The sequence below is a fragment of the Myxococcus sp. CA051A genome (assembly GCF_013336705.1).
Lineage (GTDB): Bacteria > Myxococcota > Myxococcia > Myxococcales > Myxococcaceae > Myxococcus > Myxococcus llanfairpwllgwyngyllgogerychwyrndrobwllllantysiliogogogochensis.
Genome location: NZ_JABUMS010000002.1, coordinates 285,864 through 309,808, shown reverse-complemented (window position 1 = coordinate 309,808; position 23,945 = coordinate 285,864). Strand labels below are relative to the sequence as shown.

15 protein-coding genes and 1 CRISPR repeat array (1 of these 16 only partly in view) are annotated in these 23,945 nt (G+C 67.1%); of the genes, 5 read left to right on the top strand and 10 right to left on the bottom strand.

Annotated elements, in window-relative coordinates; genetic code table 11:
- Positions 1 to 2,737: direct repeats of the CRISPR family, unit length 37 nt; unit sequence GTTTCAACCCACGCTCCTCGCGGTCACGAGGAGCGAC; it reaches 1,376 nt to the left of the window's first position.
- Between the two features lie 327 nt (positions 2,738 to 3,064).
- From cas7c to HUA74_RS06680, 5 genes are all read right to left on the bottom strand, one after another.
- Positions 3,065 to 3,979: a type I-C CRISPR-associated protein Cas7/Csd2 gene (gene cas7c, locus HUA74_RS06700; protein ID WP_174453868.1), complete on the bottom strand. Its 915-nt coding sequence runs from the start codon at positions 3,977 to 3,979 to the stop codon at positions 3,065 to 3,067.
- Between the two features lie 37 nt (positions 3,980 to 4,016).
- Positions 4,017 to 5,759, bottom strand: coding sequence for a type I-C CRISPR-associated protein Cas8c/Csd1 (gene cas8c, locus HUA74_RS06695; protein WP_174453867.1), 1,743 nt, complete (start codon positions 5,757 to 5,759; stop codon positions 4,017 to 4,019).
- Complete coding sequence (cas5c, locus tag HUA74_RS06690) at positions 5,756 to 6,421, bottom strand: type I-C CRISPR-associated protein Cas5c (RefSeq protein WP_174453866.1); 666 nt, start codon at positions 6,419 to 6,421, stop codon at positions 5,756 to 5,758. Before cas5c ends, cas8c begins: the two co-directional genes overlap by 4 nt.
- A gap of 19 nt (positions 6,422 to 6,440) precedes the next feature.
- Positions 6,441 to 8,630, bottom strand: coding sequence for a CRISPR-associated endonuclease Cas3'' (locus tag HUA74_RS06685; RefSeq protein WP_174454340.1), 2,190 nt, complete (start codon positions 8,628 to 8,630; stop codon positions 6,441 to 6,443).
- A gap of 209 nt (positions 8,631 to 8,839) precedes the next feature.
- The gene (locus HUA74_RS06680) at positions 8,840 to 9,298 is read right to left on the bottom strand and encodes a hypothetical protein (RefSeq protein ID WP_174453865.1); all 459 of its coding nucleotides are present in this window, start codon (positions 9,296 to 9,298) and stop codon (positions 8,840 to 8,842) included.
- Positions 9,299 to 9,472: 174 nt separating this feature from the next.
- On the opposite strand from HUA74_RS06680, the gene HUA74_RS06675 reads away from it, so the two are divergent.
- Positions 9,473 to 10,981 (top strand): aldehyde dehydrogenase family protein, encoded by a 1,509-nt coding sequence (locus HUA74_RS06675; protein ID WP_174453864.1) that lies wholly within the window; start codon positions 9,473 to 9,475, stop codon positions 10,979 to 10,981.
- A 91-nt stretch (positions 10,982 to 11,072) separates the two neighbouring features.
- On the opposite strand, the gene HUA74_RS06670 is transcribed toward HUA74_RS06675, so the two are convergent.
- Complete coding sequence (locus tag HUA74_RS06670; RefSeq protein WP_174453863.1) at positions 11,073 to 11,879, bottom strand: hypothetical protein; 807 nt, start codon at positions 11,877 to 11,879, stop codon at positions 11,073 to 11,075.
- Between the two features lie 318 nt (positions 11,880 to 12,197).
- On the opposite strand from HUA74_RS06670, the gene HUA74_RS06665 reads away from it, so the two are divergent.
- Complete coding sequence (locus tag HUA74_RS06665) at positions 12,198 to 12,911, top strand: esterase family protein (RefSeq protein WP_141640444.1); 714 nt, start codon at positions 12,198 to 12,200, stop codon at positions 12,909 to 12,911.
- A 28-nt stretch (positions 12,912 to 12,939) separates the two neighbouring features.
- Here HUA74_RS06665 and HUA74_RS06660 read toward each other — a convergent pair whose 3' ends face one another.
- From HUA74_RS06660 to HUA74_RS06645, 4 genes are all read right to left on the bottom strand, one after another.
- Positions 12,940 to 14,340 carry an MATE family efflux transporter gene (locus tag HUA74_RS06660; protein WP_174453862.1) on the bottom strand — a complete coding sequence of 467 codons (1,401 nt, stop codon included), beginning with the start codon at positions 14,338 to 14,340 and terminating at the stop codon, positions 12,940 to 12,942.
- A gap of 189 nt (positions 14,341 to 14,529) precedes the next feature.
- A complete protein-coding gene (locus HUA74_RS06655) occupies positions 14,530 to 16,662 on the bottom strand; it encodes a beta-propeller domain-containing protein (protein WP_174453861.1) in 2,133 nt (710 codons plus the stop codon).
- Positions 16,663 to 16,833: 171 nt separating this feature from the next.
- Entirely contained in the window at positions 16,834 to 18,003 is a 1,170-nt protein-coding gene (locus tag HUA74_RS06650) for a TIGR02266 family protein (protein ID WP_174453860.1), read from the bottom strand.
- Between the two features lie 2 nt (positions 18,004 to 18,005).
- Entirely contained in the window at positions 18,006 to 19,829 is a 1,824-nt protein-coding gene (locus HUA74_RS06645) for an Hsp70 family protein (protein WP_141640440.1), read from the bottom strand.
- A gap of 156 nt (positions 19,830 to 19,985) precedes the next feature.
- On the opposite strand from HUA74_RS06645, the gene atpH reads away from it, so the two are divergent.
- The 3 genes from atpH to atpA all read left to right on the top strand — a co-directional run bounded on the left by atpH (position 19,986) and on the right by atpA (position 23,905).
- Positions 19,986 to 20,531, top strand: a complete 546-nt coding sequence (gene atpH, locus HUA74_RS06640) for an ATP synthase F1 subunit delta (RefSeq protein ID WP_174453859.1) — start codon at positions 19,986 to 19,988, stop codon at positions 20,529 to 20,531.
- Positions 20,532 to 20,676: 145 nt separating this feature from the next.
- A complete protein-coding gene (locus tag HUA74_RS06635) occupies positions 20,677 to 22,152 on the top strand; it encodes a PAS domain-containing protein (RefSeq protein WP_141640438.1) in 1,476 nt (491 codons plus the stop codon).
- 205 nt (positions 22,153 to 22,357) lie between these two features.
- On the top strand, positions 22,358 to 23,905 hold the full coding sequence (gene atpA / locus HUA74_RS06630; protein ID WP_174453858.1) for a F0F1 ATP synthase subunit alpha: 1,548 nt from the start codon (positions 22,358 to 22,360) through the stop codon (positions 23,903 to 23,905).
- Positions 23,906 to 23,945: the final 40 nt, after the last annotated feature.

The following is a 23,945-nucleotide window of genomic DNA, read 5'->3' as shown; positions in this document are numbered from 1 at the left end:
GACACTCCAACGGCAGGGCGCGGATGGCCTCCGCGAGGTTTCAACCCACGCTCCTCGCGGTCACGAGGAACGACGAGCCCTCTGTCCGTCGGGATGCCACTGGGCGACCTGTTTCAACCCACGCTCCTCGCGGTCACGAGGAGCGACCGCATCGCGGTCGAACTGCTGGAGCCCCTTTTTGTTTCAACCCACGCTCCTCGCGGTCACGAGGAGCGACGCGCGCCAACCAGCGGGTCAAGGACGAGGCCGCGTTTCAACCCACGCTCCTCGCGGTCACGAGGAGCGACTCGTGGTCCCAGGGGCCCGATGGCCAGTGGACCATGTTTCAACCCACGCTCCTCGCGGTCACGAGGAGCGACAGGCGCCGGCGGATGTACTGGCCATCCTTCGCGTTTCAACCCACGCTCCTCGCGGTCACGAGGAGCGACGCAAAACAAGTACGGACACACACACCAGGTGGGTTTCAACCCACGCTCCTCGCGGTCACGAGGAGCGACCGGACGCCAACGACAGGGACTCCGGAGGGAACGCGTTTCAACCCGCGCTCCTCGCGGTCACGAGGAGCGACCAAGGCCCAGGTTCTCGCCATCAATCGCGCGGAGTTTCAACCCACGCTCCTCGCGGTCACGAGGAGCGACGGGCCCGGGGCTCTTCGTCCCCGTGTCCACGATTTTTCAACCCACGCTCCTCGCGGTCACGAGGAGCGACCGCCCAGAGCAGCCCGGCCACCTCACCCTTCCGTTTCAACCCACGCTCCTCGCGGTCACGAGGAGCGACGGCCGGCGCGTTGACGAGCCACTCTCGTTGGGTGTTTCAACCCACGCTCCTCGCGGTCACGAGGAGCGACAGCGACAGGAGTCTCGACGCTCCGGCCCACAAGTTTCACCCCACGCTCCTCGCGGTCACGAGGAGCGACGCGCCGACACGGTCGCGTACGAGTACATCACCGAGTTTCAACCCACGCTCCTCGCGGTCACGAGGAGCGACCCACCGTGGCCGATGCCTTCGGGCGATTCACTCGTTTCAACCCACGCTCCTCGTGGTCACGAGGAGCGACTGCTGGACTCGTCGGAGGTGCGCCACTACCGGAACGGTTTCAACCCACGATCCTCGCGGTCACGAGGAGCGACATGAGCGCCAGCGAGCGTTTCCAGCCGGAGTCGTTTCAACCCACGCTCCTCGCGGTCACGAGGAGCGACGTCCGGCCCCATGCTCATCATCCAGCACCTGACGTTTCAACCCACGCTCCTCGCGGTCACGAGGAGCGACGACTTCGGCCGTCTTGGCCTTCGCCTCCAGCGTTTCAACCCACGCTCCTCGCGGTCACGAGGAGCGACGTTCCGGTTCCCGTGTCGTGCACAACGAACCGACCGTTTCAACCCACGCTCCTCGCGGTCACGAGGAGCGACGACCGAGTATGACTTCACCTTCGCGTTCGAATCGTTTCAACCCACGCTCCTCGCGGTCACGAGGAGCGACCAGCTTGGTGAGCGAGGAAGCCATCTCGCGAGCTGTTTCAACCCACGCTCCTCGCGGTCACGAGGAGCGACGATGGTTCCACCGGACGCGTTCGTGTTGGTCTTGTTTCAACCCACGCTCCTCGCGGTCACGAGGAGCGACTTCCCCGCGCCTATCTCCCGCGAGCTGGGCGCCTGGTTTCAACCCACGCTCCTCGCCGTCACGAGGAGCGACCATTGGGCGTCGCACCCATCCACTGACTGAAGGTTTCAACCCACGCTCCTCGCGGTCACGAGGAGCGACTGACCTCGGCCTTGAGATTCTGGATGTCGCTGGCGTTTCAACCCACGCTCCTCGCGGTCACGAGGAGCGACCAGGGCTGCCCCCTTGGGCGTCAGCATGGAAACGCTGTTTCAACCCACGCTCCTCGCGGTCACGAGGAGCGACCAGACGGCCGGAGCGGATGTAGCGCGAGCCCCAGTTTCAACCCACGCTCCTCGCGGTCACGAGGAGCGACTTGCCGTCCTTCATCTCGCTGGGGTCGCCCCTGTTTCAACCCACGCTCCTCGCGGTCACGAGGAGCGACTGGTCCACTCGTGGATGTTGATGCCACGAGAGCGGTTTCAGCCCACGCTCCTCGCGGTCACGAGGAGCGACCCGCGGTGGAGGGCGTGCAGAACGTGGTGCTCCAGTTTCAACCCACGCCCCTCGCGGTCACGAGGAGCGACGACACCCTGTCGTGGATGTATGGCGCCGGGTTCCCGTTTCAACCCACGCTCCTCGCGGTCACGAGGAGCGACCGCCGGACGTCGTCGGTGGCGCGGATGACATCAAGTTTCAACCCACGCTCCTCGCGGTCACGAGGAGCGACTGGGACGTTGATCCCAGTACGTCACACCCACGCTCCTCGTGGTCACGAGGAGCGACCTCCGCCACAACCTGGCCGTGGACCATGGTGGTGTTTCAGCCCAGGCTCCTCGCGGTCACGAGGAGCGACTCGATCTGAGCGGTGTAGTCCTCGCCCTCCAGGATTTTTCAACCCACGCTCCTCGCGGTCACGAGGAGCGACGAGTCCACGTCCCCGTACGACTCAGGGCCGAAGTTTCAACCCACGCTCCTCGCGGTCTCGAGGAGCGACGACTACCTCGGCAACAAGGATGGCACGGTCAAGTTTCAACCCACGCCCCTCGCTGTCACGAGGAGCAACCGGGGCTGCTGGTGCCCTGACTTGGCTGGCGAAATGTTTCAACCCACGCTCCTCGCAGTCATGAGGAGGGACCCCGCCTCCAACCGCCCCCGTCACGCTGCGGGACTTCGGCCGTTTCGCTCGAATCTAGTTCCATACGACTCAATCCGTCCACGGTCCTCATCCAGCGCCCCGCGCAACCTCTGACGACTATTGGGAATTTCAAAGAGCGCAAACTCCGACGGATCCGACACCAGCACAGGTCCGTGCGGCCCGCGATACGCAGCCGCGAGCAGCCAGCACAGGTCGGTGTTCACATCCTCCCGCCAACGCCGCTCGACATGGATGAGCGCGGCCTTCCGTTCGCAGTACCGCGGGTGCCGAAAGGCAGACCGCGCCCCCAGGTCTCGCGGGCGTCGCTCATCCTGCCAGGTCCATCACCTCGATGCCCTCAGGCAGCTTCGCCGTGTCCACCGTCACCGTGTAGTCCGTGAACGCCCGAGCGGTCTTCTCCGGCGACACAGCGTCTGCACGGACGCGGCCAAACAGGGCATGCGCGGGCGCATTTCCCAGCTCAGAGCCGTGCTTGAAGACGATGATCTTGCGCATCGACATCAAGCCCCGTGCCGCACTGCGGTCCAGCTCGAACATGTGCCGGAAAGACTTGAACAGCACCTCCAAGTCCACCGCGCTGAATCCCGTCCGTTTTGCGAGGTGCGGCGAAACAAAACCATGCGCTCGGTAGAGCCCATAATGCACCGTACTCTTGCGGCCCATCGTCCTGTTTTCTCCGCTCTGCTTCTCCGACTCGACATCCGAGGTGACAGCCACACGGGTAATGGCGTGCTCCTGGAAGACCACGGGAAGTACCGAGCGGGCAAAAGTGAGTTGCACGGGCCCACGTACCTGGCCAGCGTTAGGCCCCGTGGACATGACGGCGCCAAAGGTGCGGATGTCGAAGAACGTCTCACACATCAACGCCCGCCCTCGCTCCACTTCGGCCCCCTGAGCCCTACCCGGAGAGTCGCGCTTCTTCCCATCCTTGGCGTCCGCGGGCTTCTCATTCAGGTCGATCTTCAGCTTCGAGAAGGCAGACTCCATGGCCTGGTTCAGAATTGCCTTCTCCTTTACGAAGATGTCGAACCCCGGCTTTCCTTCCTCAGTGAGCGAAATGAAGTTGCGAACCTTCCGTTTGAGACACACGTCGGTCACCAGCCCATGGCCCGTTTCAGGGTCCGTGCGCGGCAGGTTTCCAGCGTCAGGATCTCCATTGGGATTTCCATCCTGGACATCGAACAACAAGACAAAGTCGTAGCGATTCTTGAGTTCGGGCATGGCGTTCTCTCTCGTGAAAGGGTGAGACGGAACCACGTCAGTCAGATGATTCGGAGACCACTCCTGCAACAGGCTTCTTCTCGGAGGTGGCATGACTGGTGAAGAACGCCTCACGCTGGTGGTAGTACCCCACCGCGAAGAGGCCTTGGTCCTCCATCAACTGGACACGAGGAAACTGCTCGGGAGGAAGCAGCGCCATCACTTCGGTCTTCACTTTCTCCAAGTATCCACCCGATCTCGCCTTGGCGGCATGATGAATTGAGAGCTGAAGGAGGCGAGGGAAGACCAAGGACGGGTTACGGGAGGCAGCCCCGAAGTAGCGGTCTCTGATCGTCGTATTGGTGTCCCCCAATGCAGCCCCCTGCAAGCGCTCCAACACCGCGAAGAGGCGGCCAAGAACATAGGGCTTCAGTTGATTCGTCTTGTCCAATGACACGGTGACCTCCCAAGGAAAGGCGCGACGACGATTGAGGATGGCCTTGATGAGTGCGATACGAAGTCGAAGCTGCTCTCGCTCCAGTTTGTCATCTGAGGGGGGCAAGCGAAGTCGGTCCAATGCCGCGAAGAGAAGCTGGTCGGGGAAACGGTGTCCCCGAAGCGCTGCGCCCATCATCCGCGTGGCGAGGTCTGGAGAGAGCCCTCTACCTGAAGGTGCCTCCACGGCCTTGAGCAATCGCCAGATGGGGATGGGCTTGTTGGACTTCGATTCTCCGATGCGTAGGTCATCGAAGTATCTCCGAATGTTGCGTATCACCTCTCCCAGGCTCTCCTGGAACCAGTCACGCACGGCAACACGTCCCGAGTTCCCCGCGAGCGTCACGGCGTAGAAGCGCTTCGTCTCCAGGTCCTCACTCTCCAGGCCATCGAGCGGCGCTTCGAGCGCGTTCCGCAGATCCGCTTCAGAGGGGTCCACCGCGTAGAGAAGTACTTTTTCCTTCTGGGGAGTGCTGTCGGTCCAGAACACCAGCACCGAATCCGTCCCGAGCTGAATGCCCTGCCTGTAGCGACGCTCTTCTGTCTTGCGGAGCAGATCATTCAACGCGAGTACGTAGCCCAGTGCCGCCTGCTGGGAGATGGGGGCATTCTCGCCTTGTTCGAGGCCCTGGGACTCGAATGCCTTCGCATTGAAGGACACCAGGGCCGCCCCCGAACTCTGTGCTTGCGGCACGTTCTTGAGCTTCGGGTGGGTCTCCGCGAGCACACCAACCCTTCCACTCACCAGGCACAGACCCGTCTTCCCCAGGGCCACAGCCTTCTCCCCCTTCTGCTCCCACCATGTTCGGACTTCAGGGTGCTCATGCACGGGTTCCGTCGCGTCCCCCACGACGAAAGCGAGCATCTCCGAGCCCGTCCACTCATCCGGAGTCCTCCTCGCGAGGGCCTCCCTACGAGCTGCCTCGTTCGAAAGAAACACCTCCACCGCTCGCAGTTCGGGAACGTCCGTCTCGGCCACCGCCTCTCGCACGAGATTCAAGAAGGCGGCGAACCGGACGGCGCCCTTCCCAGCCTTACCCACACGTGCTTGCGGTTCGTCTTCGTGGCCCAGCACATACTTCGAGTTGTCGACCAGGAAACCCGCCGCGATGTTCACCGAACGTTGGGGAATGCGCGGGATGCGAATAGGGATGCCTCTTCCACGCTCCGTTTGAGTGGACACGAGTTCGAGGAACTTGCCCTTCGTGCTGAGGCAGATACGAAAATCCACCGGCCGAGTCTCATAGAGTGGATCGTCCAGCAGTCCTCGCTCACGCGCGAAGTTGTTGAGCGCGGCCAGCATCATGGCTGATCTCCATTGTGAGCCAGCACCTGCTCCCAGGGCGGCACCTGCAGCACGCCATCCTCCAGGTATGCTTCGAAGAACAGGGGGCGAACCGCCGCATCTCCGCCACCGAAATCGAAGTCGTAGAACATGAGTCCCAACGGCCTGCGACCTCGCCCCTCCTCCGCGGCACGAGGGCTCACGTCCATTGGCCTCACCTGGGCAGAGAACTCACGACAGCCCAGATAGGGAGCGTGGAAGTACTGACCTTTCTCCAATCGCCTCTCGAACATCTCCTCGAACTTACGGATGTTGTCCTCGGCACCTGCCCGCGCAGCTACCAGTGAGAAGGACGCGGTGATGACGTAGTCGACGTCGCGCAGCGCCACCGTATTCCGCTGGGCCCGGTCCTCATCCGCCGCGTAGTCGAACCTTCCCACGACCGCGCGACTGTTCACCTCATTGCGACGGAAGCTCATCCACTTCACTGGCGTCAATACGGTGATTTCATGGACATGCCAGCGAATCGCCGGCTTCCAGAGAATGGCCTCCAACAAGCCTCTCGCCGCCGAGGGAGTCATGACCTCGTAGCTGACGCGCTCGGCCTTCATCTCCGGTCGCGTGAAGCACGCCAGGGGTCCCTCAGCGCGCACCTGGAACCGCCTGCTCGTAGCTGTCTTCATCCGCACCTCCAGATGTCCATCAACGGGGGGAGAGGCGCCCAACTTCGGCGGGTATCAAGCCAAAACGTTTGTCGTACGCGGGTGCCTGGTCTGGTCCGAGGAACGCCACGGTGTCCTCCGCGAACCGGGCGTGCCCTCGCCTCAGCCACATCTCACGGTCACTGCGCTTCACGGTGACCGTGAAGCGCTGCAGGCGTCTCAGACAATCGCGAGACGGCCCTGACTGCCGCAGCTCATCGAGCAATGGTTCGCAGCCCTCATAGGGCACCACGACAGGCGCACTCCAATCGTCCTCGACGAGCTTGAAGTTGTCGGCGACATCCGAGAAGCGGAACTCCTCGCGCATGGCCTGAATGTCCTTGTCATCTCGGACGGCGCTCGAATAGAGCCGCTCGAAATAGCGCCGAAAGCTCTCTGGCGCGAACAGGTCCAATTCAGGATGCAGCGCCAACATCGTCCGGGTGACCCCCATCGCGGTCCGGAGGACTCCGGGTGGAGGTGGCGTCTCCGCCTCATAGATGCGCAGCTCACCGAGCCCTTCCATCCGTCCTTCGCGGTTGCAGCGACCAGCAGCCTGGGCGAGCGCATCCAGTCCCGCCATGCTCCGATAGACGACTCGGAAGTCCAGGTCGACGCCAGCCTCCACCAGTTGGGTCGCCACCAGTCGCACGGGCTCACCGCGCGTCTTGCGCGCCTTGATTTCAGCGAGGACTTGGGAGCGGTGCTCTGGACACATCAGTGCCGACAGATGGAGTGTCTTCCCAGTGTCACCCAACAGCGCATCCACCTGCTCACAGAGCCTGCGCGCGTCTTCCCGCTGATGGACCACAGCCAGCACGTCCTGTTCGCCAGCCACGGCCTGCGCCAGCTCGGAATAGGGAGTCGGAGCGCGACTCGCGGGCCAGCGCACCTTCACCCGATGCAGGCGCTCGAAGGCACGGACCTCCGCTGGGACGAGCTCCCGGACCGAGGAGAAGCCCTCCTGAAGATTCGGTCGCCGCCCCAGAGCGGGTTGGGTCGCCGTGGAGATGACCAGTGAGCAGCCATAGTCCTCCACCAGCATGCCCAGCCCATCCAAGATGGTTGGCAGCAGTGACGGGGGAAGCGTCTGCGCCTCGTCGAGCACGATGACACTGTGGGCCATGTTGTGCAGCTTGCGGCAGGCCAATGGGCGGTTGGCGAAGAGGCTCTCCAACAGTTGAACCGTGGTGGTGACAACGACTGGTGCATCCCAGTTCTCGCTGGCCACTCGGTTGCGCGCGGTCTCGCATCGCGGGTCCACCGCGGAGTGGTGCTCGATGACCGCGCCTCCGTGCGCGCCGAACGCCTCCCGATACACAGCGGCGTTCTGCTCGATGATGGACGTATAGGGGATGGCGACGATGACGCGCCGATGTCCGTGGACCCGCGCGTGCTCCAGGGCAAAAGCCATGGAGGTGAGGGTCTTCCCGCCTCCCGTGGGGACGGTAAGGCTGAAGACGCCTGGAGGCGTCGGAGCCGCCGCGAGCACGGCGGAGAGAACCTCTCGGCGGACACGATTCACCTCCGTGTCCTGGACACCACTCTGCTTGTGGTCGAGGAATGCATTCAGCGCGTTCGCGAGCTGTTCCATCGTCACGCCGATGTGGCGCAATCCGCTTCGCTGGACGTTGAAGAACGCCTCGGTATCGAGAAAGTCGGCGTCGCAGAGCACAGAGAAGAGCATCCGCACCCAGATTTCAGCGCTTCTCCACGAGGACTCCGTGAGACTCGCAAGGGGCAATTCAGATGGAATCTCGAGCAGGTCCTTGGGAATACCTCGGGATAGAATCTCCTCGAAGATGGCTCTCTTCTCCCGACGCTGGACCCGTGCCTTGAACTTCTCCAGGTTCGGGAGTCCGCAGTGATGACCTGCGATGGCCATCGCCAAGGGTCGCAATCGAGGATCTACTCGCAGCAACCACAACGCACCTGCGGTCGAGTGGTCTCGAACGGTCGTCGCCTCACCTTCCAGATGAGCCTCGAAGCCATTTTCCGTGCGGATGCGGAACTGAAAGGGTGGCCAGAGCTTGCCCAGGTCGTGACAGAGCCCCGTCAGGAGCGCACACACCTTCATGTCCTCTCGCGGCGCGAATTCCGCCGCCAGACGACCAACGGCCTTGAGATGCTCATAGAGGAGATGCGTACGCCCATCCCTGGTGACATGGGCCAACGGCTCTCCCGTCAGCATGCGCGGCGTTTGAGTCTCTGCCATCGCAATCCCCCGTGACCTGGCCACACTCCCCAGGTCATCTGAATCACCGTACAGCACCCATAGGTGGTCGTCAGCGCACGGCGCGCGGAGCGATTAATTCCTCACATCTGCCCGAGGTATGACATCACCCTGATGGGTCGTCTCTACTCCCCAGGGGGTATGGACCCGCCATCAACTCGCTGCATTCAGTTCGGCTGGTTCCGGGACGCCACGGACTTCAACGCATTCCACAGACCGAAGAACGGAGGCCCCGCTTCCAGCTCCAGCTCGATGGCCTCACCCTCATGCCGCACCAGCATCAACCGGCTCAACGCCAGCTTGCCGCGCGCCCCCGAGGCCAGCACGGAGTCCACGTGCAACCCCTCCGTCGTCGCGTCCTTGAGCTCTCCCCAGTCAACCTCCTGCACGCCCTCGGGTCGTCGAATCACCACCCGGCTCGTGGTGAGCAGCACCCACTGCGCCTCCGTCAGCACGCACGCGAGAACCGGAAGCTCACCCTCGCGCAACCTCGCCTGCTCCAGGAGCGGTCCCTGAACCTCCGGGGGGAAGTCCTCGAACGGGCGCGTCCGCGCACCCGGCCCGCCTCCTCGCTCGAAGATTCGAAGCAGCCTCCGCACCTTCTGTCGCGCACTCAGCCGAATCATCGCGTCCGCTCCCCTGTCTGCCCTGCGCCCCAGTCTCCACCGTCCCGCCGGGCCCTTGCCTGCTTGCCCAGACAGACCGGACGCGCGTGACGATATTCCGCCCACGCCGCGGCTCGTCATGAGTCTCGGCTTCAATGGATTCAGAGCGAATCCCGACGCGCGAGGAGGTGTACCGTGCTGAATACCGAACTCGTTGGCGAGCCCCTTCTTCACCTCGAAAGCCGCCGCCTGCTGGCTGAAGCCAGACGGGTCGTCCCGGAGGCTTTCGACTCTCAAGGACGGCTGCTCTCTCCCATCGCGGGCGCGTGGGTCCGTCCGCCTGCCTGGTTCGACGCCATCTCTCCCATCGACGGAAAGGTCCTCGCCGAACTGCCTTTGCTCGACGCCGCCCAGGTCGCCACGGGCGTCGAGAAGGCCGCCGGCGAGTTCATCCCGTGGGCCGCCCACTCCCTCGAGGACCGCAGCCGCGCCGTCATCGCCGCGGTGGACCTGCTCAAGGAGCACCGAGACCTGCTCGTGCGAATCCTCGCGTGGGATATCGGCAAGACACTGCCCACGGCCTACAACGACGTGGACCGGTGTCTCGCGGGCATCGAGTGGTACCTGGAGCAGATGGGCCCGATGCTCGAAAGCCGGCAACCGCTCGGCCTCGTGTCGAACATCGCCTCCTGGAACTATCCCTTCTCCGTGCTGCTGCTCAACGTGCTCGTCCAGACGCTCGCGGGCAACTCGGTCATCGCGAAGATTCCGACACAAGGGGGCGGTGTCTCGCTCACCGTCGCCTTCGCCCTGCTGCGCCGCGCGAAGCTGCCTGTCTCGCTCGCGGGTGGACGCGGAAGAGACCTCTCCGAATCACTCGTCGGCCACCCGCGCATCGCCGGGGTCGCCTTCATCGGCGGCCGAGCCAACGGCGCCGAGGTCCACCGCCGCCTGCGCGCCACCGACAAGCGCTACGCCCTGGAGATGGAAGGCGTGAATGCCTACGCCGTCACCTCCTTCTCGGACTGGGACAAGCTCGGCCAGCAGATTCGCGCGGGCTTCGACTTCGGCAAGCAACGCTGCACCGCCTACACGCGCTGGGTCGTGGAGCAGTCGCTCGTCCCCAAATTCGTGCGGACGTACGTGGACGCCGTGTCCGCGCTGCGCGTCGGCAACCCGCTCCTGGGCGCGCCCGTGGACTTCGGGCCCCTCATCTCGCCGAGCAAGGTCGAGGAGCTTCGCGCCCTCATCACCGACGCGAAGGAGCACGGCACCGCGGTGCTGTTCCAGGGCGAGCTCGCGGACGACGCCTTCACCGCGCAGCAGGAGCGCGGCGCCTACCTGCCCCCCACCCTGCTCTTCGGCGTCCATCGCGACAGCGAGCTGTACCTGCGCGAGCCCTTCGGGCCCATCGACGTGTTGATCTCCGTCGACTCCGAGGAGGAGCTGGTCCAGGAGGCCAACGTCTCCAACGGCGCGCTCGTGGCCTCCGTGGCGACGGATGACCCCGACCTCGCCGAGCGCATCGCCGGAAGGCTCCACGCCTTCAAGGTCGGCATCAACAAGCTGCGCTCACGCGGAGACCGCGAGGAGTCCTTCGGCGGAAAGGGCGGCTCCTGGGCCGGCGCCTTCGTCGGCGGCACGCACCTGGTGCGAGCCTTCACCGACGGGCCTCATCCCCTCGAAGGCAACTGGCCGGACTGACCTCGCCAGGCCCCAGGAAAGACGAAGGGCGAGCCCCCGGGAGTCACTCACCCCGAGGCGCTCGCCCTCGCGTCAACACACCGTGCCCGCGTCAGTCCAGGTTGCGAACGCCCACGTGGACATGGTCATCGTGGTCGATGTTCGAGCCCCAGAGCACCTGCACCCGGTACTCCTTGTCTTGGAAGGTGAACGGCTGCTTGTGGTACGTGCCGAGCTGGTCGACGGGAAAACCGTAGGCCTTGGCAATCGCCTCGGCCAGCTTGGTGCCCTTCGTGCCCTCCGCCGGGAAGTCGTAGGCGTACGCGTTCGTCTGCGACGTGTGGTGGTCGGAGGTGGACTTCGAACCAATCGACCCCGTCTTGGTGCGCTTGGTGCTGGAGACCGAGAACCCCATCTCCGTCGCGATGTCCTTGGCCCGCTGCGCCGCCAGCTGCGCGCCGCTCCACGCCTCGCGCATCGCCGGCGTCTCGAGGCGGTTGGCCGCCGCCATCAGCCCCTGGGTGCTCAGGGTTCCCGTGAACGAGGTCGGCTGCCCCAGCGGGTTGGCGGACAACACCGAGGCCGCGGTGAAGCCCGGCGGCTGCCCCGCAACCACCTGCTGCGAGATGGGCGTGGGCGAGAGCATCGACAGCTGGGGGTTGATGTCCACCGGGGCCGCGGGGGGCGCCGCCGTGAAGGCGTCCACCTGCAGGGAGGCCTGGACCGCCTGAGCCGCCGCGGCGGCCTTCGCTGCTTCCGCCTTCGCCGCTTCCGCCTTCGCGGCCTCGGCCTTCGCCGCATCCGCCTTCGCCGCATCCGCGCGAGCGGACTCGGTCGATTCGGACCGGGTGGAGGAATCAGACCTGCTGGCGCTGTCTGCGCCCCTGCTGCCGCCAGAACTACCACTCACGCTGGACATGTGCGGACCTCAGTCAAAACACGGGAAAGCCCCGCGTCGATTATCACCCGACAAACGTGGAAGTTGCGCTCAGCCCTCCAGGTGGGGACGAAAGCCAGCCGCTCCCTCGAGGAAGCATGCTTGAGACATGTCTGTTTCTCATCCCTCGCGAATCCACCCGCGACACGCCACGGGGGTGGGACGGCGCGGACCCCGGCTCCGAGCCCCCGCGCGGCCTCTTCGTTCCGCTCAGCGCGAGGTGTTCAGTCGTACGTAGTGCGGACGCTCTGCCCGCACGCCATTGCCAGTCCTTGACGCGGCGCGGTTAAGTTGCCGGCCATGAACCGCGAATACCACCGCTGGCACAGCGAGCGCCTGCATCGGGACATGGAGTTGCTGCTCTTCGGCCACTCCGGGGAACCGGTGCTGCTGCTCCCCACCAGTCGGGGGCGCTTCTACCAGGCCGAGGACTTCGGCCTCATCGGCGCCATCGCCGACCGCATCCAGTCCGGCCGCTACGTCGTCGTGTGCCCGGACTCGGTGGACGAGGAGTCGTGGTTCAACAAGTCCATCCATCCCCATGACCGCATCGCCCGCCACCAGGAGTGGGAGGCATATCTCTTGAACGAGGTGGTGCCGCTGCTCTTGAGTCGGAGCACGGGAGGCCGGCTCACGCTTGCCGGGTGCAGCTTCGGCGGCTTCCACACGTACAACGTGGGCCTGCGCCATCCGGACGTCTTCCGCCGGCTCATCTCCATGGGCGGCAAGTTCGAGACGGACGAGTTCCTCGACGGCCACCACGACCCGGACGTCTACTACCACTCCGCCACGCAGTGGCTGCCCAACGTCACCGACGGCAACCAACTCTCCGCGCTCCAGCGCGTGGAGATGGTGCTCGCGGTGGGCGAGCACGACTTCTGCCGAGGCTCCAACGAGCACCTCTCCAGCCTGCTGTGGAAGAAGGACCTGGCCCACCAGCTCGCCATCTGGCAGGGCGGCAATCACGACTGGCCCGTGTGGCGGGAGATGATTCAGCAGTACCTGCCCTGGTAGTCGCCGGGCATCAAGGCGCCGGGCCCGCTCAGGACTCGAGCGGGCGCAGCGTGCCGGCACTCACGCGGTGGAAGCGCCAGAGCAGCGCCAGGGCCACCACGATGAGCCCCGCGCACAGGCCCCACCAGATGCCCACCACGCCCATCCCCAGCTTGAAGCCGAGCAGCCACGTGAGCGGCAGACCGATGGCGTAGTGCCCCACCATGTTGGCCAGGAAGGTGAAGCGCGTGTCTCCGGCGCCGCGCAGCACGCCCGCGCCCACGCCCTGCACGCCGTCGAACACCTGGAAGACGGCGCTCACCATCAAGAGCGGAACCACCAGCGGAATCACGTCAGCAGGCGCGCCAGCCAGCTTCGCCAGGGGCAAGGGGAAGGTCGCGAAGAGCAGCCCTCCCAGGGCCATGAAGCCCGCGCCACTCGCGAAGGCCATGAAGCCGCTGAGCCGGGCCTGCGGGGTGTCGCGCGCGCCCACCGCCCAGCCCACGCGCACGCTGCCCGCGTTGCCGATGCCCACGGCCACCGTGAAGGTGAGGCTGGAGAAGGCAATGGCGATTTGATGCGCGCCCATGCTCGCCGGCCCCAGGCCCGCGGCCAGCACCCCCGCCAGCGCGAAGACGCCAATCTCCGCGGCGATGTGCAGCCCCGCCGGAGTGCCGATGCGCGCCGCCTGAGCCAGGTCCGTCCACACCGGCCTGCGCGTGGGCTTCGTCTCCGGCGCGGGCATGCGGCGCACCGCCCAGAGGACGATGCCCAGCTGCAACGCCGTGCACAGCACCGAGTCCACCGCCGCGCCCACCACGCCCAGCGCCGGCACCAGCCGCAGCGGGCCCGTCCACTCGGGAAGCCCCGCGCCGCCGAAGACGAGCAGCAGGTCCGCCAGGAGGTTCACCACGTTCGCCGCCAGCGTGGCCACCACCAGCGGGCGGATGTTCGCGGTGGACGTCAGGTACGTGCGCACCGTCATGAAGGCCAGCATCAGCGGCAGGCAGGGCGCGCGCCACACGAGGTAGTCCTTCGTCTGCTGCAGCTCCGGCTCGACGATTCCCGCCCAGGGAAGCACGCCCGGCGTCGTCAACAAGAGCATCCACAGCACCACGCCCGCCGCCAGCGCCAGCCAGCCGCCCTGCCATAACAGCGCGCGCGCTCGGGACTCGTTGCGCGCGCCGATGGCCTGGGACAGCAGGGGGTCCAACCCCATCATCAGCCCCATGCCGAAGCTGCTGACGGCGAAGAAGAGGCCGTTGCCCAGGCCCGCGGAGGCCAGCGCGGAGGTGCCCGCGTGCCCCATCACCAGCGTGTCCACCAGGCCCATGAGCGCCTGCCCGCCCTGGGCGATGGCGATGGGCACCGCCAGCTTCGTCAGGGCCCGGAACTCGGTGCGAAGAGGGGTACGGACTTCGGTTTGTGGCGGAACGACGGCGGTGGACATGACGGCCCGGCCTATAGCGCCTTCCGAAGTGGAATGCGCCAATCGCGAGGGACGCCTCTTTGCCCGCCCACCTGACCTGCACGGGCGGTGGACCGGCTCCGGAAAAAGACAGGGGCCCCCGGACATCCACTGTCCCGAGGGCCCCGACCCGTCACGTCATGTCACGCCCGCGGCGACACGGGTGCGACTTCAGCGCACGGGCGGCTGGAACACCGTGGTGGCCACCGGCGTCTGGAGCGAGCCCACCTTCGACGCGCGGATGCCGGCGTCGGTGATGGCGTACACGTAGTCGTCCGCCATGACGCTGCGGCGCACGGAGGGCGACCAGTACCAGCTCCACTGGGGCTCGTTGAAGCGCTGGTACACGTCCTTCATCGACAGCGCGCCCACCGGCGTGAAGCCCGTGGCCGTGTCCACGCGGAACACGCGCAGCTCGCTCGTGAAGCCCGTCCAGTAGTCGTACCCGTTGTTGTAGTTCCAGTCCGTGAAGGGCAGGGCCAGCAGGCCCTTGGCGGGGAAGAAGTTGAACGCCTTGTGGTCGCCCTGCGCGTCGCTGTAGCTGCTCGTCCCGCCCATCCGATGCGTGAAGGCCTCCTTCGGGTGGGCCAAATCCGTCACGTCGAACAGCGACAGCTTCAGCGCGCGGCTGGTCCAGGTCCCGTCCTCGGCTCGGTCCTCGCCGAAGGTGAGCAGGTGCGTGTCACCCAGCGGGTGGATGTACGTGGAGAAGCCCGGAATCTTCAGCTCGCCCACCTTGCGTGGGTGCACCGGGTCACTCAGGTCGAAGGTGAAGAGCGGGTCCGTCTGGCGGAAGGTGACGACGTAGCCCTTCTTGCCCACGAAGCGCGCGCTGAAGATGCGCTCACCCGCCGCCAGGTCCTCGCTGCGACCCAGCTCCTGGAGGTGTCCGCCCTCGGCGCCGAACGTGACGACGCGGCTGTGGGTCTCCATCGAGTTGGGGACCGACACGCCGTCATTGCCGTTGTTGGTGGGGTCGACGCGCCAGGTGCTCACCGTGGTGGCCACGCGCAGCACGCCCTCGTGCTCGTCCATGGCGAACTGGTTCACCAGGCTGCCCTCCAGCGTGCCGCTGCCCGCGTACGTCGCGCGGTTCGGCTCGCTGAGGTCGAACTTGTGCAGGTACGTGTGGTCGGACTGGTTCGCCTCCGGCCACCACCACCAGTGCGACGCCGCCAGGTAGAGCGCCTCCGTGGACGCGTACACCGTGCCGGGCGCCGACACGATGCTGGTGCGGCCCAGGGGGGCCGCGCCCTCCGCGGCGTCCAGGTCCAGCGACAGCACCGTCACGAAGCCCAGCCCGGTGGGCGCGTTGGAGCGGTAGAAGTCCCCGCACGACACGGGCAGCGGCGTGACGGTTCCATCCTCGGCCACGTGCTTGCCCGGAGCCACCCAGTCCGCCAGCGTCTGCGCCCGGATGAGCTGCTCGTTCTTGACGAGGAGCGCGTCGATGGCCTCGTTCATCTGCTTCTTGCTGCGCTCCAGCGACGACGAGTACTCGGGATAGAAGCGCACGTCCGCCGGCCAGCGGAAGTCGTCCGACAACACCAGCCGCACCGCGCCGTCCATGCGACGGGCGCTGAGGTACGAACCCGGCAGGAACACCTGCTGCTTCACCTGGGGCGAGGACAGGTTGGACACGTCCACCACCGTCACCTTCAGCGTGTCGCCTCCCATGTAGCCGCACCGGAAGCCCGCGCAGTCCATGACGGGCGCGCCCGTGAGCAAGCCGCCCCACACCGTGGGACGTCCCGGACGGTCGTCATCCACCTGCGAGGTGATGACCAGCCGCTTGCGCTCCTTGTCGTAGAGCATCTCCCGGGGCCAGCCCTGGATTTCCATCGACGAGGCCAGGGTGAGTTGCTCCGCGGGCCAGGAGCGGTGCAGGTACAGCCGGGGTCCGGACAGCACGAAGATGTGCGTGCCGTCGTTCTGCACGAAATCCGCCTCGTGCACGCCCGCCACCTGGTTGTTGGTGCCCGTGTAGTCATCCGGCCCGCGCGGCGAGCCGCCTCCCGAGCTGGCGTCGCCCTCCGTGGGGGCGTCCGCCCTGGGCGGCATCGAGCCGTCACCGAACAGCCAGCCGCCATTGCGAGGCCGCATCTGCTCCAGCGACGCGCGCATCCTCCGGGTCGCCGTGTCCTCGATGTACTGCTCCAGCGGAGCACAGTCCTCGAAGGACTCCAGCCGGGCCTGCTGCTGCACCGGTTCGTTCTCTACCTTCGGGTACTCCGGGTCATCCCCGCAGCCCACCGCCGCCACCGCCGCCAGTCCCACCCACCCGTAGCGCTTCCATTGCCGCATGAGGCTCCTCCCTGTTCGCGTCTTGGCCCCATCCGGCGCGCGAGCTGGCTCGTCCAGCCCCGCCACGTCCAGATGGCTCAACGGTCCGGGCGCGCTCTTGCCACCGTCATGCCAGCACCGGGCAGACAGAGGACTCCGGGATTTCCAGGGGGTTGCGGGAGACAGTGCCTCTCAGAAACCTGAGGAGCGAGGAGTCCCCGAGGGGGAAAAACCGTGGGTCCTGGGCACGAAGCGGACGAACTGCTGCGTGAGCGCCGGGTCCATGCGCTCCAGTCGCAGGCCCATGCCGGCCGGAGCACGGAAGGGGCCCGGGGTGCGCGGCGGGTTGGACCAGACAACAGTGGCCTCGGCCGAGCAGGGCGTGCGCTGCCCGGCGAGCAGCACCTTCAGCGTCAGCCGGGTGCCCTCGCGCGCGGGGGTGAGGGTGCGCACGAAGAGGGCGTCGGGGCTGGCGTCGTGGCTGAAGCCCGTCAACGTCGCGCCACCGCCCACCGGGGCGAACTCCACCACGGTGAAGAAGGGCACGCGCTCCGCGGCGCGCAGGGGCACACGCTCCGGGACGAGCCGCGACAGCACCCGCCCCAGGAGTTCATCCGCGCCCAGGTGCCGCTTCTCCAACAGCGGTGCCCCGGCGAGCACCTGCGCGCGGGCCAGCACGTCCGCGGACTCCTCCGCGCGCGACAAGAGCACCAGCGGCTTCTTCGGGTTCGCCTCGCGCAGCTTCGTGGCCAGGGCCAGCGTCTCGCGCGGCGCCCGGGAGACGTCCACGAGGAAGCCGTCGAGCAGGGCTGAGTGCTCGCTCGCGAGCTTCTCCGCGTCCACCGCGTCTCGCGCATAGAGGACGTGCAGGCCCTCCTGCTCCAGCGCGCCGCCCAGGAAGGTGTGCAGGAAGCGCCCGCCCTCCACGAGCAGCATGCGGCGGCCCTTGGGAGGACCTTCCTTCGCGCGCTCGCGGGCGCCGCGCACGGCCACCAGCTTCGCCTGGAGGGCCTCCAGCGCCACGGGCTTGGGCAGGAAGTCGTCCGCGCCCGCGCGCCAGCAGTGCATGACCTCGTGCGGCTCGCCGGCGGAGGTGAACATGATGACGGGCACGTTGCGGCCGGCCGGGTGCGCCTTCACCGCGCGGCACACCTCGTCGCCCTGCATGCGCTCCATGCGCAGGTCCATCAGGATGAGCATGGGCGCGCGGCGCGCGAGCTCCGACAGGCACGCCTCGCCGCCATCCAGCGTCACCGGCTCACAGCCGAGCCGGGCCAGGTGCAACCTCACCACCTCGCGAGCCGTGCGCGAGTCATCCACCACGAACACGGCCTCGCGCGTGGTGGAGGTGGGCGCATTCATGGTCAGGCGCGCGGCTCCTGCTTGCCGGACAACAGTTGCGTGAGCTGACGGGCAATGGCGGCGCACTTCGCCGCGTCCTTGCTGTCCAGCGCGGAGCGCCCGCCGTCGAGCAGCCGCTGCACCGTGCCCACCGCGGCGTCGGCCTCCGGGCTTGGGTTCTCCTGCGCGCTCTTCTGGAGCATCCGCGCCAGCTTCTCGCCGCGCTCCAGCAGCTTGCGGAACAACTCCTCCGCGCGCTTCGCGTCCACCACGCCCTGCGACTTCGCGTAGTTCGCCTGCTCCGCGCCCAGCTTCTCCGCCTCGCCGTGCGGCAGACCCGCGCGGGCCTCCAGGCGCACCGTCTCCATGTTGCCGGTGGTCAGGTCGGTGGCCTTCACGGACAGAATCGCCTCGCCGGACAGCTCGAAGACGACCTCCAGCGGCACGTCACCGCGCGCGGCCACGTGCAGGTTCTTGAGCACCACCTCGCCCAGCTTGTGGTTCTCGTCCTGGAACTCGCTCTCGCCCTGGTACACGGGGATGCGCGCCTCGGCCTGGCCGGACGTCCCGGGGAAGAAGATGTCGCGCGCGACGACGGGCACGCCCGTGTTCTTCGCGATGAGCCGCTTCACGCGTCCGCCCAACACGCCCACGCCCAGGCTCTGACTGGCCACGTCCAACAGCAGCGCCTGCCCCGACTGGCGCAACAGTTCGTCCGCCTGCACCGCCGCGCCCAGCGCCACGGCCTCGTCCGGGTGCACGTCCGTGGACGGCGCGCGGCCGAAGAAGTCCGCCACCAGCCGGCGCACCAGCGGCACGCGCGTCATGCCGCCCACCAGCAGCACCACGTCCACCGAGCGCGGATTCATCTTCGCTTCATGCATCACGCCCTGACACACCTCCAGGCAGCGGCGCGACAGCGGCTCCGACAGCGTCTCGAAGAAGGAGCGCGTGAGCACCGTCTCCAGCTCCGTGCGCCGGCCTCCCGTGGAATGGTCGCCCAGCCCCGACACGGAGACGGTCGCCTCCTCGTGCTCGGTCAGCTCGCGCTTGGCCGCCTCCGCCGCGACCTTCAGGCGCCGCAGGCTCTGCGCATCCTGGGACACGACATGGCGGAGCTCGTCGTCCACCTGCGCGAGCAGCCATTGGACGATGCGTTGATCAAAGTCCTCGCCACCCAGGCGAGGGTCGCCGCCGGTGGCGCGCACCTCGAAGACGCCGGACTTCACGTCGAGGATGGAGACATCGAACGTGCCGCCGCCCAAATCAAACACCAGCGCGCTGCCCTCGAAGCCGCGCGACAGGCCGTACGCGAGCGCCGCCGCGGTCGGCTCGTTCACCAGCCGCACCACATCCAACCCGGCGATGGAGGCCGCTTCCCGCGTGGCCTGGCGCTGGTTGTCGTCGAAGTTGGCGGGGACGGTGATGACACACTTGGTGACGGTGCGGCCGAAGTGCGCCTGCGCGTCGAGCGCCAGCTCCCCCAGAATCATCGCGGAGACCTGGGTGACGGGCAGCACGCGCCCGGCCAGCTTCACGCGAACGTCTCCGGAGGGACCGGCGACCAGTGGATATGGAACGAGGGCCTTTGCTTGTTGCACCAATTCCGGCGTGTAGCGCCGGCCAAGGAAGCGCTTCGTGGCCCAGACAACGGAGTCGGGATGCTCCTCCGCGAGCGCTTGGGCTTGCTGCCCCACGACGCGCTCGCCGGCCTTCGTCACACCGAGCACGGAAGGCGTGAGGCGGCCTCCCGCGCGCGAGGGGATCAGGCGCGGTCGGCCGTCCTCCACGGTGGCGACGGCGCTGTTGGTGGTACCCAGGTCGATGCCGATGACGGGGTCGTGCATGGGGGCGGTCGGGACCCCACGGTACGGGTCTTGCCGCCTCCTCGCCAAGCCCCCTCTCGTCAGACCTGCCCTCCGCGCGTCGCTTCCCTGTCCGGCCAGGCACGTTGGCCGCGGAGGTGGACGCCCCTGGAGCACCATGCTAAGGGCGCGACCGCCATGGTGAACATGTCCATTGCCCGCCGCTACGCCCGTGCCCTCCTCGACGTCTCGTCGGAGGTGGGCCGCATTGATGCCGTCGCCGAGCAGCTCTCCTCCTTCGCGGATATCTTCGCGAAGAACCCGGAGATGACGGACGTGCTCCACAACCCCATCTACTCCCGCGCGCAGCGAGCGCAGGTGGTGGAAGGGGTCATGAAGCTGGTCCCCAACCTGGAGCCGGTGCTGGCCAACACCCTGCGGCTGCTGGTGGACCGCAACCGCCTGCCCTACGTCGCCGACATCGCCCGCGTCTTCCGCGACATGGCCGACGCCCGGGCCGGACGCGTGCGCGGCAACGTCACCACCGCCGCCGCCCTTCCCGCCGACACCCTGGCCGCGCTCCGCCAGTCGCTCCAGCAGATCACCCAGCGCGACGTCATCCTGGAGACGCGCGTGGACCCCAGCCTCCTCGGTGGCGTGTCCGCCCAGGTGGGCAGCATCCTCTACGACGGCAGCCTCCGCACCCAGTTGGAGGAGATGCGCCGCGAGTTGAAGCAGCACTAAGAGTACGGCCGCCGTCCGGCGGCCCACTCCGCAGGTCGTCCCTGTACCCCGCAGTCCGGGGCAAACCGGCATTTCCCGTTGCCCCTGGAGAGAGGTATACTCGGGGGAACGCGGGGTAACCCCGGGTTTTCTGGACGACCTCAACATGCCGCAGTCCCTGCTTCACCCCCTCCCCGGTGGCCCGCTCTTCGCGGTCGCCCCCGAAGAGGCTTGGCCCTTCCTTGGCGCGGTACTGAACGCGACGGGTTGTGGCATCGCCCTGTTGGACAGGGAGCTGCGGACCGTGTGGGTGAATGGCGCGCTGGCGTCGCTTTCCGGCATGGAGATGCGGGCCCACCTGGGGCGCCCGCTCGTCGACCTGTGGCCCAAGCTGGCGGTGTCCCTGGCCCCCCTGCTGTCTCGCGCGCTCTCTGGTGAGAGCGTGGTGGAGGCGCCGGTGACGGGGGTGCTGTCGTCGACGAGTGGAGAGCGCAGCCTGCGCGTGGCGCTGTCCCCGGCGCACCAGGCCGGCGTGCTCACGGGCGTGGTGATGTGGATGCGCGACGACACGGCGCGGACGCACGAGGAGGCCCGGCTTCGGGAGCGCGAGTCGCACATGCGCAGCCTCGCGGACGTGGCCTGCGACGGGCACTTCCTGCATGAGAACGGCGTCGTCCTGGACGCCAACCGCGCGCTGGCCCACCTCCTGGGTCACGACTCGCCCCGGGATTTGATCGGCCACCACCTCATCGAGTGGGTGTCCCCCGAATACCGCCCCGCCGTCATGTCCGCCGTCGCCCGGGGGGTGGAGACGCCCTACGAGGTGATGTGCGTGCGCCGGGACGGCCAGCGCATTCCCCTGGAGGTGCTGGGCAAGCACGTCCTGTGGGAAGGCCGGCAGGTGCGACTGGCCGCCATCTGGGACATCAGCGGCCGCAAGGCGGCGGAGGAGCGGACGGAGCGCACCGAGCACTTCCGGGAGCAGCTGCTGGGCGTGGTGGGCAATGACTTGCGCACGCCCCTGCAGACCATCCAGATGGGCACCGGCGCCCTGCAGCGGCTGGGAGGAATGGAAGAGCCCCAGCAGCGACTGGTGGGCCACATGGCCCAGGCGGCCCGGCGGATGGAGCGGATGATCCACGAGCTGCTGGACTTCACCCGGGCCCGGCTGGCCGGCGGGCTGCCGGTGCGCCCGGAGTCGCTGATGCTGGACCGGCTGGTGGAGCGGGTGCTGGACGAGCGGCGACAGGCCCACCCCGGCCGCACCCTGCTGATGGAGACGCAGGGGGATTTGCGCGGCCACTGGGACGAGGCGCGGCTGACACAGCTGGCGGACACGCTGCTGGGCAGCGTCCTGCAACACAGCACGGACACCACGCCGGTGTGGTTGAAGCTGGTGGGCTCGGTGGGGGGCGTGACGCTCTCCATCCGCAATGACTCGCTGACGGTGCCGGTGGAGGAGCACGCCACCCTCTTCGAGCCCTTCCGACGGGGCCGCCCCGCCAGCGCGGAGGGCCTGGGCCTGGGGCTCTACATCGCCCGGCAGGTGGCCGTGGCCCATGGGGGACGCCTCACGGTGGAGTCCTCCCAGGGTGGAACCCGCTTCGTCGTCTGGCTGCCCCGCGAGCCTCCCGGCCGCTGACGGCCACACGTGCCCGGAGGGGTCGTGCTCCCTCGCTCGCCGGGCACCGGGGCACCGTCGCTTACCGGGTTGATAATGCCCCGAGAGCCCCGAATGTCGTGCGCATTGCAGTGGGTAGGGGTGCGTGGTAAGGGGCCCCGACTTCTAGCTTTCGGCGGACCCGAACCGACCCGGCCCGCCCCCTGTTCGAGGACGCAAAACGCCCATGGAAATCCGCGCCGACGAGATCAGCAGAATCATCCGGGAGCAGATCAAGGACTACGGCAAGAAGGTCACCGTCGCGGAGACGGGCACCGTGCTGTCCGTGGGTGACGGTATCGCGCGCATCTACGGGCTCGAGGGCGTGCAGGCCGGTGAGCTGGTGGAGTTCACCAACGGCGTGAAGGGCCTCGTGCTGAACCTCGAGGAGGACAACGTCGGCGTCGCCATCATGGGTGACTTCCAGGCCATCCGCGAGGGTGACGTCGTCAAGCGCACCCAGCAGATCGCCTCCGTGCCGGTGGGCAAGGGCCTGCTGGGCCGCGTGGTGGACCCGCTCGGCATCCCCCTGGACGGCAAGGGCCCCATCGAGGCCACCGAGACGCGCCGCCTGGAAGTGAAGGCGCCCGGCATCGTGAAGCGCAAGAGCGTGCACGAGCCCCTGCAGACGGGCATCAAGGCGCTGGACGCGCTGGTGCCGGTGGGTCGTGGTCAGCGCGAGCTCATCATCGGTGACCGCCAGACGGGCAAGACGGCCGTCGCCATCGACACCATCATCAACCAGAAGGGCCTGAACGTTTACTGCATCTACGTGGCCATCGGCCAGAAGCAGTCGACGGTCGCCCAGGTCGTGGAGAAGCTCAACCGCTTCGGCGCCATGGAGTTCACCACGGTGGTCGCGGCGAACGCCTCCGACCCGGCCCCGATGCAGTTCTTCGCGCCGTACGCGGGCGTGGCCATCGGCGAGTACTTCCGCGACAACAAGATGCACGCCCTCATCATCTACGACGACCTGTCCAAGCAGGCCGTGGCGTACCGCCAGCTGTCGCTGCTGCTGCGCCGCCCCCCGGGTCGTGAGGCGTACCCCGGCGACGTGTTCTACGTGCACAGCCGCCTGCTGGAGCGCGCCGCCAAGCTGTCCGACGAAGAGGGCGCGGGCTCGCTCACGGCGCTCCCCATCATCGAGACGCAGGCCGGCGACGTGTCCGCCTACATCCCGACGAACGTCATCTCCATCACCGACGGTCAGATCTTCCTCGAGACGGACCTGTTCTTCGCCGGCGTCCGCCCGGCCATCAACGTCGGTCTGTCGGTGTCCCGCGTCGGTTCCGCCGCGCAGATCAAGGCCATGAAGCAGGTGGCCGGCACCATGAAGCTGGAGCTCGCGCAGTACCGCGAGCTGGCCGCCTTCTCCCAGTTCGGCTCGGACCTCGACAAGGCCACGCAGGAGACGCTGGCCCGCGGCGCCCGCATGGTGGAGCTGCTCAAGCAGGGCCAGTACGAGCCGCTGCCCGTCGAGCGTCAGGTCATGCAGATCTACGCCGCCACCAACCGCGACGACCCCAAGAAGCGCGGCTGGATTCGCGAGATTCCCGTCGCGGACGTGGTGCGCTGGATGCGTGAGTTCCTGGACTTCACGGACGGCAAGTACCCGACCATCTCGAAGGACATCGCCTCCAAGCGCGAGCTCACCAACGACATCAAGGCCTCGCTGAACAAGGCCATCGTGGAGTTCAACGACGTCTTCCAGCCCACCCCGGGCGCGAAGGTCTAAGACTCTCCGGCCTCCAAGGCCCGTCGCACCGAGCCCCGCG

Excerpts from the sequence above, each read along its gene's own strand:
- cas7c (WP_174453868.1), bottom strand. The coding sequence starts at position 3,979 with ATGCCCGAACTCAAGAATCGCTACGACTTTGTCTTGTTGTTCGATGTC.
- cas8c (WP_174453867.1), bottom strand. The coding sequence starts at position 5,759 with ATGATGCTGGCCGCGCTCAACAACTTCGCGCGTGAGCGAGGACTGCTG.
- cas5c (WP_174453866.1), bottom strand. The coding sequence starts at position 6,421 with ATGAAGACAGCTACGAGCAGGCGGTTCCAGGTGCGCGCTGAGGGACCC.
- HUA74_RS06685 (WP_174454340.1), bottom strand. The coding sequence starts at position 8,630 with ATGCTGACGGGAGAGCCGTTGGCCCATGTCACCAGGGATGGGCGTACG.
- HUA74_RS06680 (WP_174453865.1), bottom strand. The coding sequence starts at position 9,298 with ATGATTCGGCTGAGTGCGCGACAGAAGGTGCGGAGGCTGCTTCGAATC.
- HUA74_RS06670 (WP_174453863.1), bottom strand. The coding sequence starts at position 11,879 with ATGTCCAGCGTGAGTGGTAGTTCTGGCGGCAGCAGGGGCGCAGACAGC.
- HUA74_RS06665 (WP_141640444.1), top strand. The coding sequence starts at position 12,198 with ATGAACCGCGAATACCACCGCTGGCACAGCGAGCGCCTGCATCGGGAC.
- HUA74_RS06660 (WP_174453862.1), bottom strand. The coding sequence starts at position 14,340 with ATGTCCACCGCCGTCGTTCCGCCACAAACCGAAGTCCGTACCCCTCTT.
- HUA74_RS06655 (WP_174453861.1), bottom strand. The coding sequence starts at position 16,662 with ATGCGGCAATGGAAGCGCTACGGGTGGGTGGGACTGGCGGCGGTGGCG.
- HUA74_RS06650 (WP_174453860.1), bottom strand. The coding sequence starts at position 18,003 with ATGAATGCGCCCACCTCCACCACGCGCGAGGCCGTGTTCGTGGTGGAT.
- HUA74_RS06645 (WP_141640440.1), bottom strand. The coding sequence starts at position 19,829 with ATGCACGACCCCGTCATCGGCATCGACCTGGGTACCACCAACAGCGCC.
- atpH (WP_174453859.1), top strand. The coding sequence starts at position 19,986 with ATGGTGAACATGTCCATTGCCCGCCGCTACGCCCGTGCCCTCCTCGAC.
- HUA74_RS06635 (WP_141640438.1), top strand. The coding sequence starts at position 20,677 with ATGCCGCAGTCCCTGCTTCACCCCCTCCCCGGTGGCCCGCTCTTCGCG.
- atpA (WP_174453858.1), top strand. The coding sequence starts at position 22,358 with ATGGAAATCCGCGCCGACGAGATCAGCAGAATCATCCGGGAGCAGATC.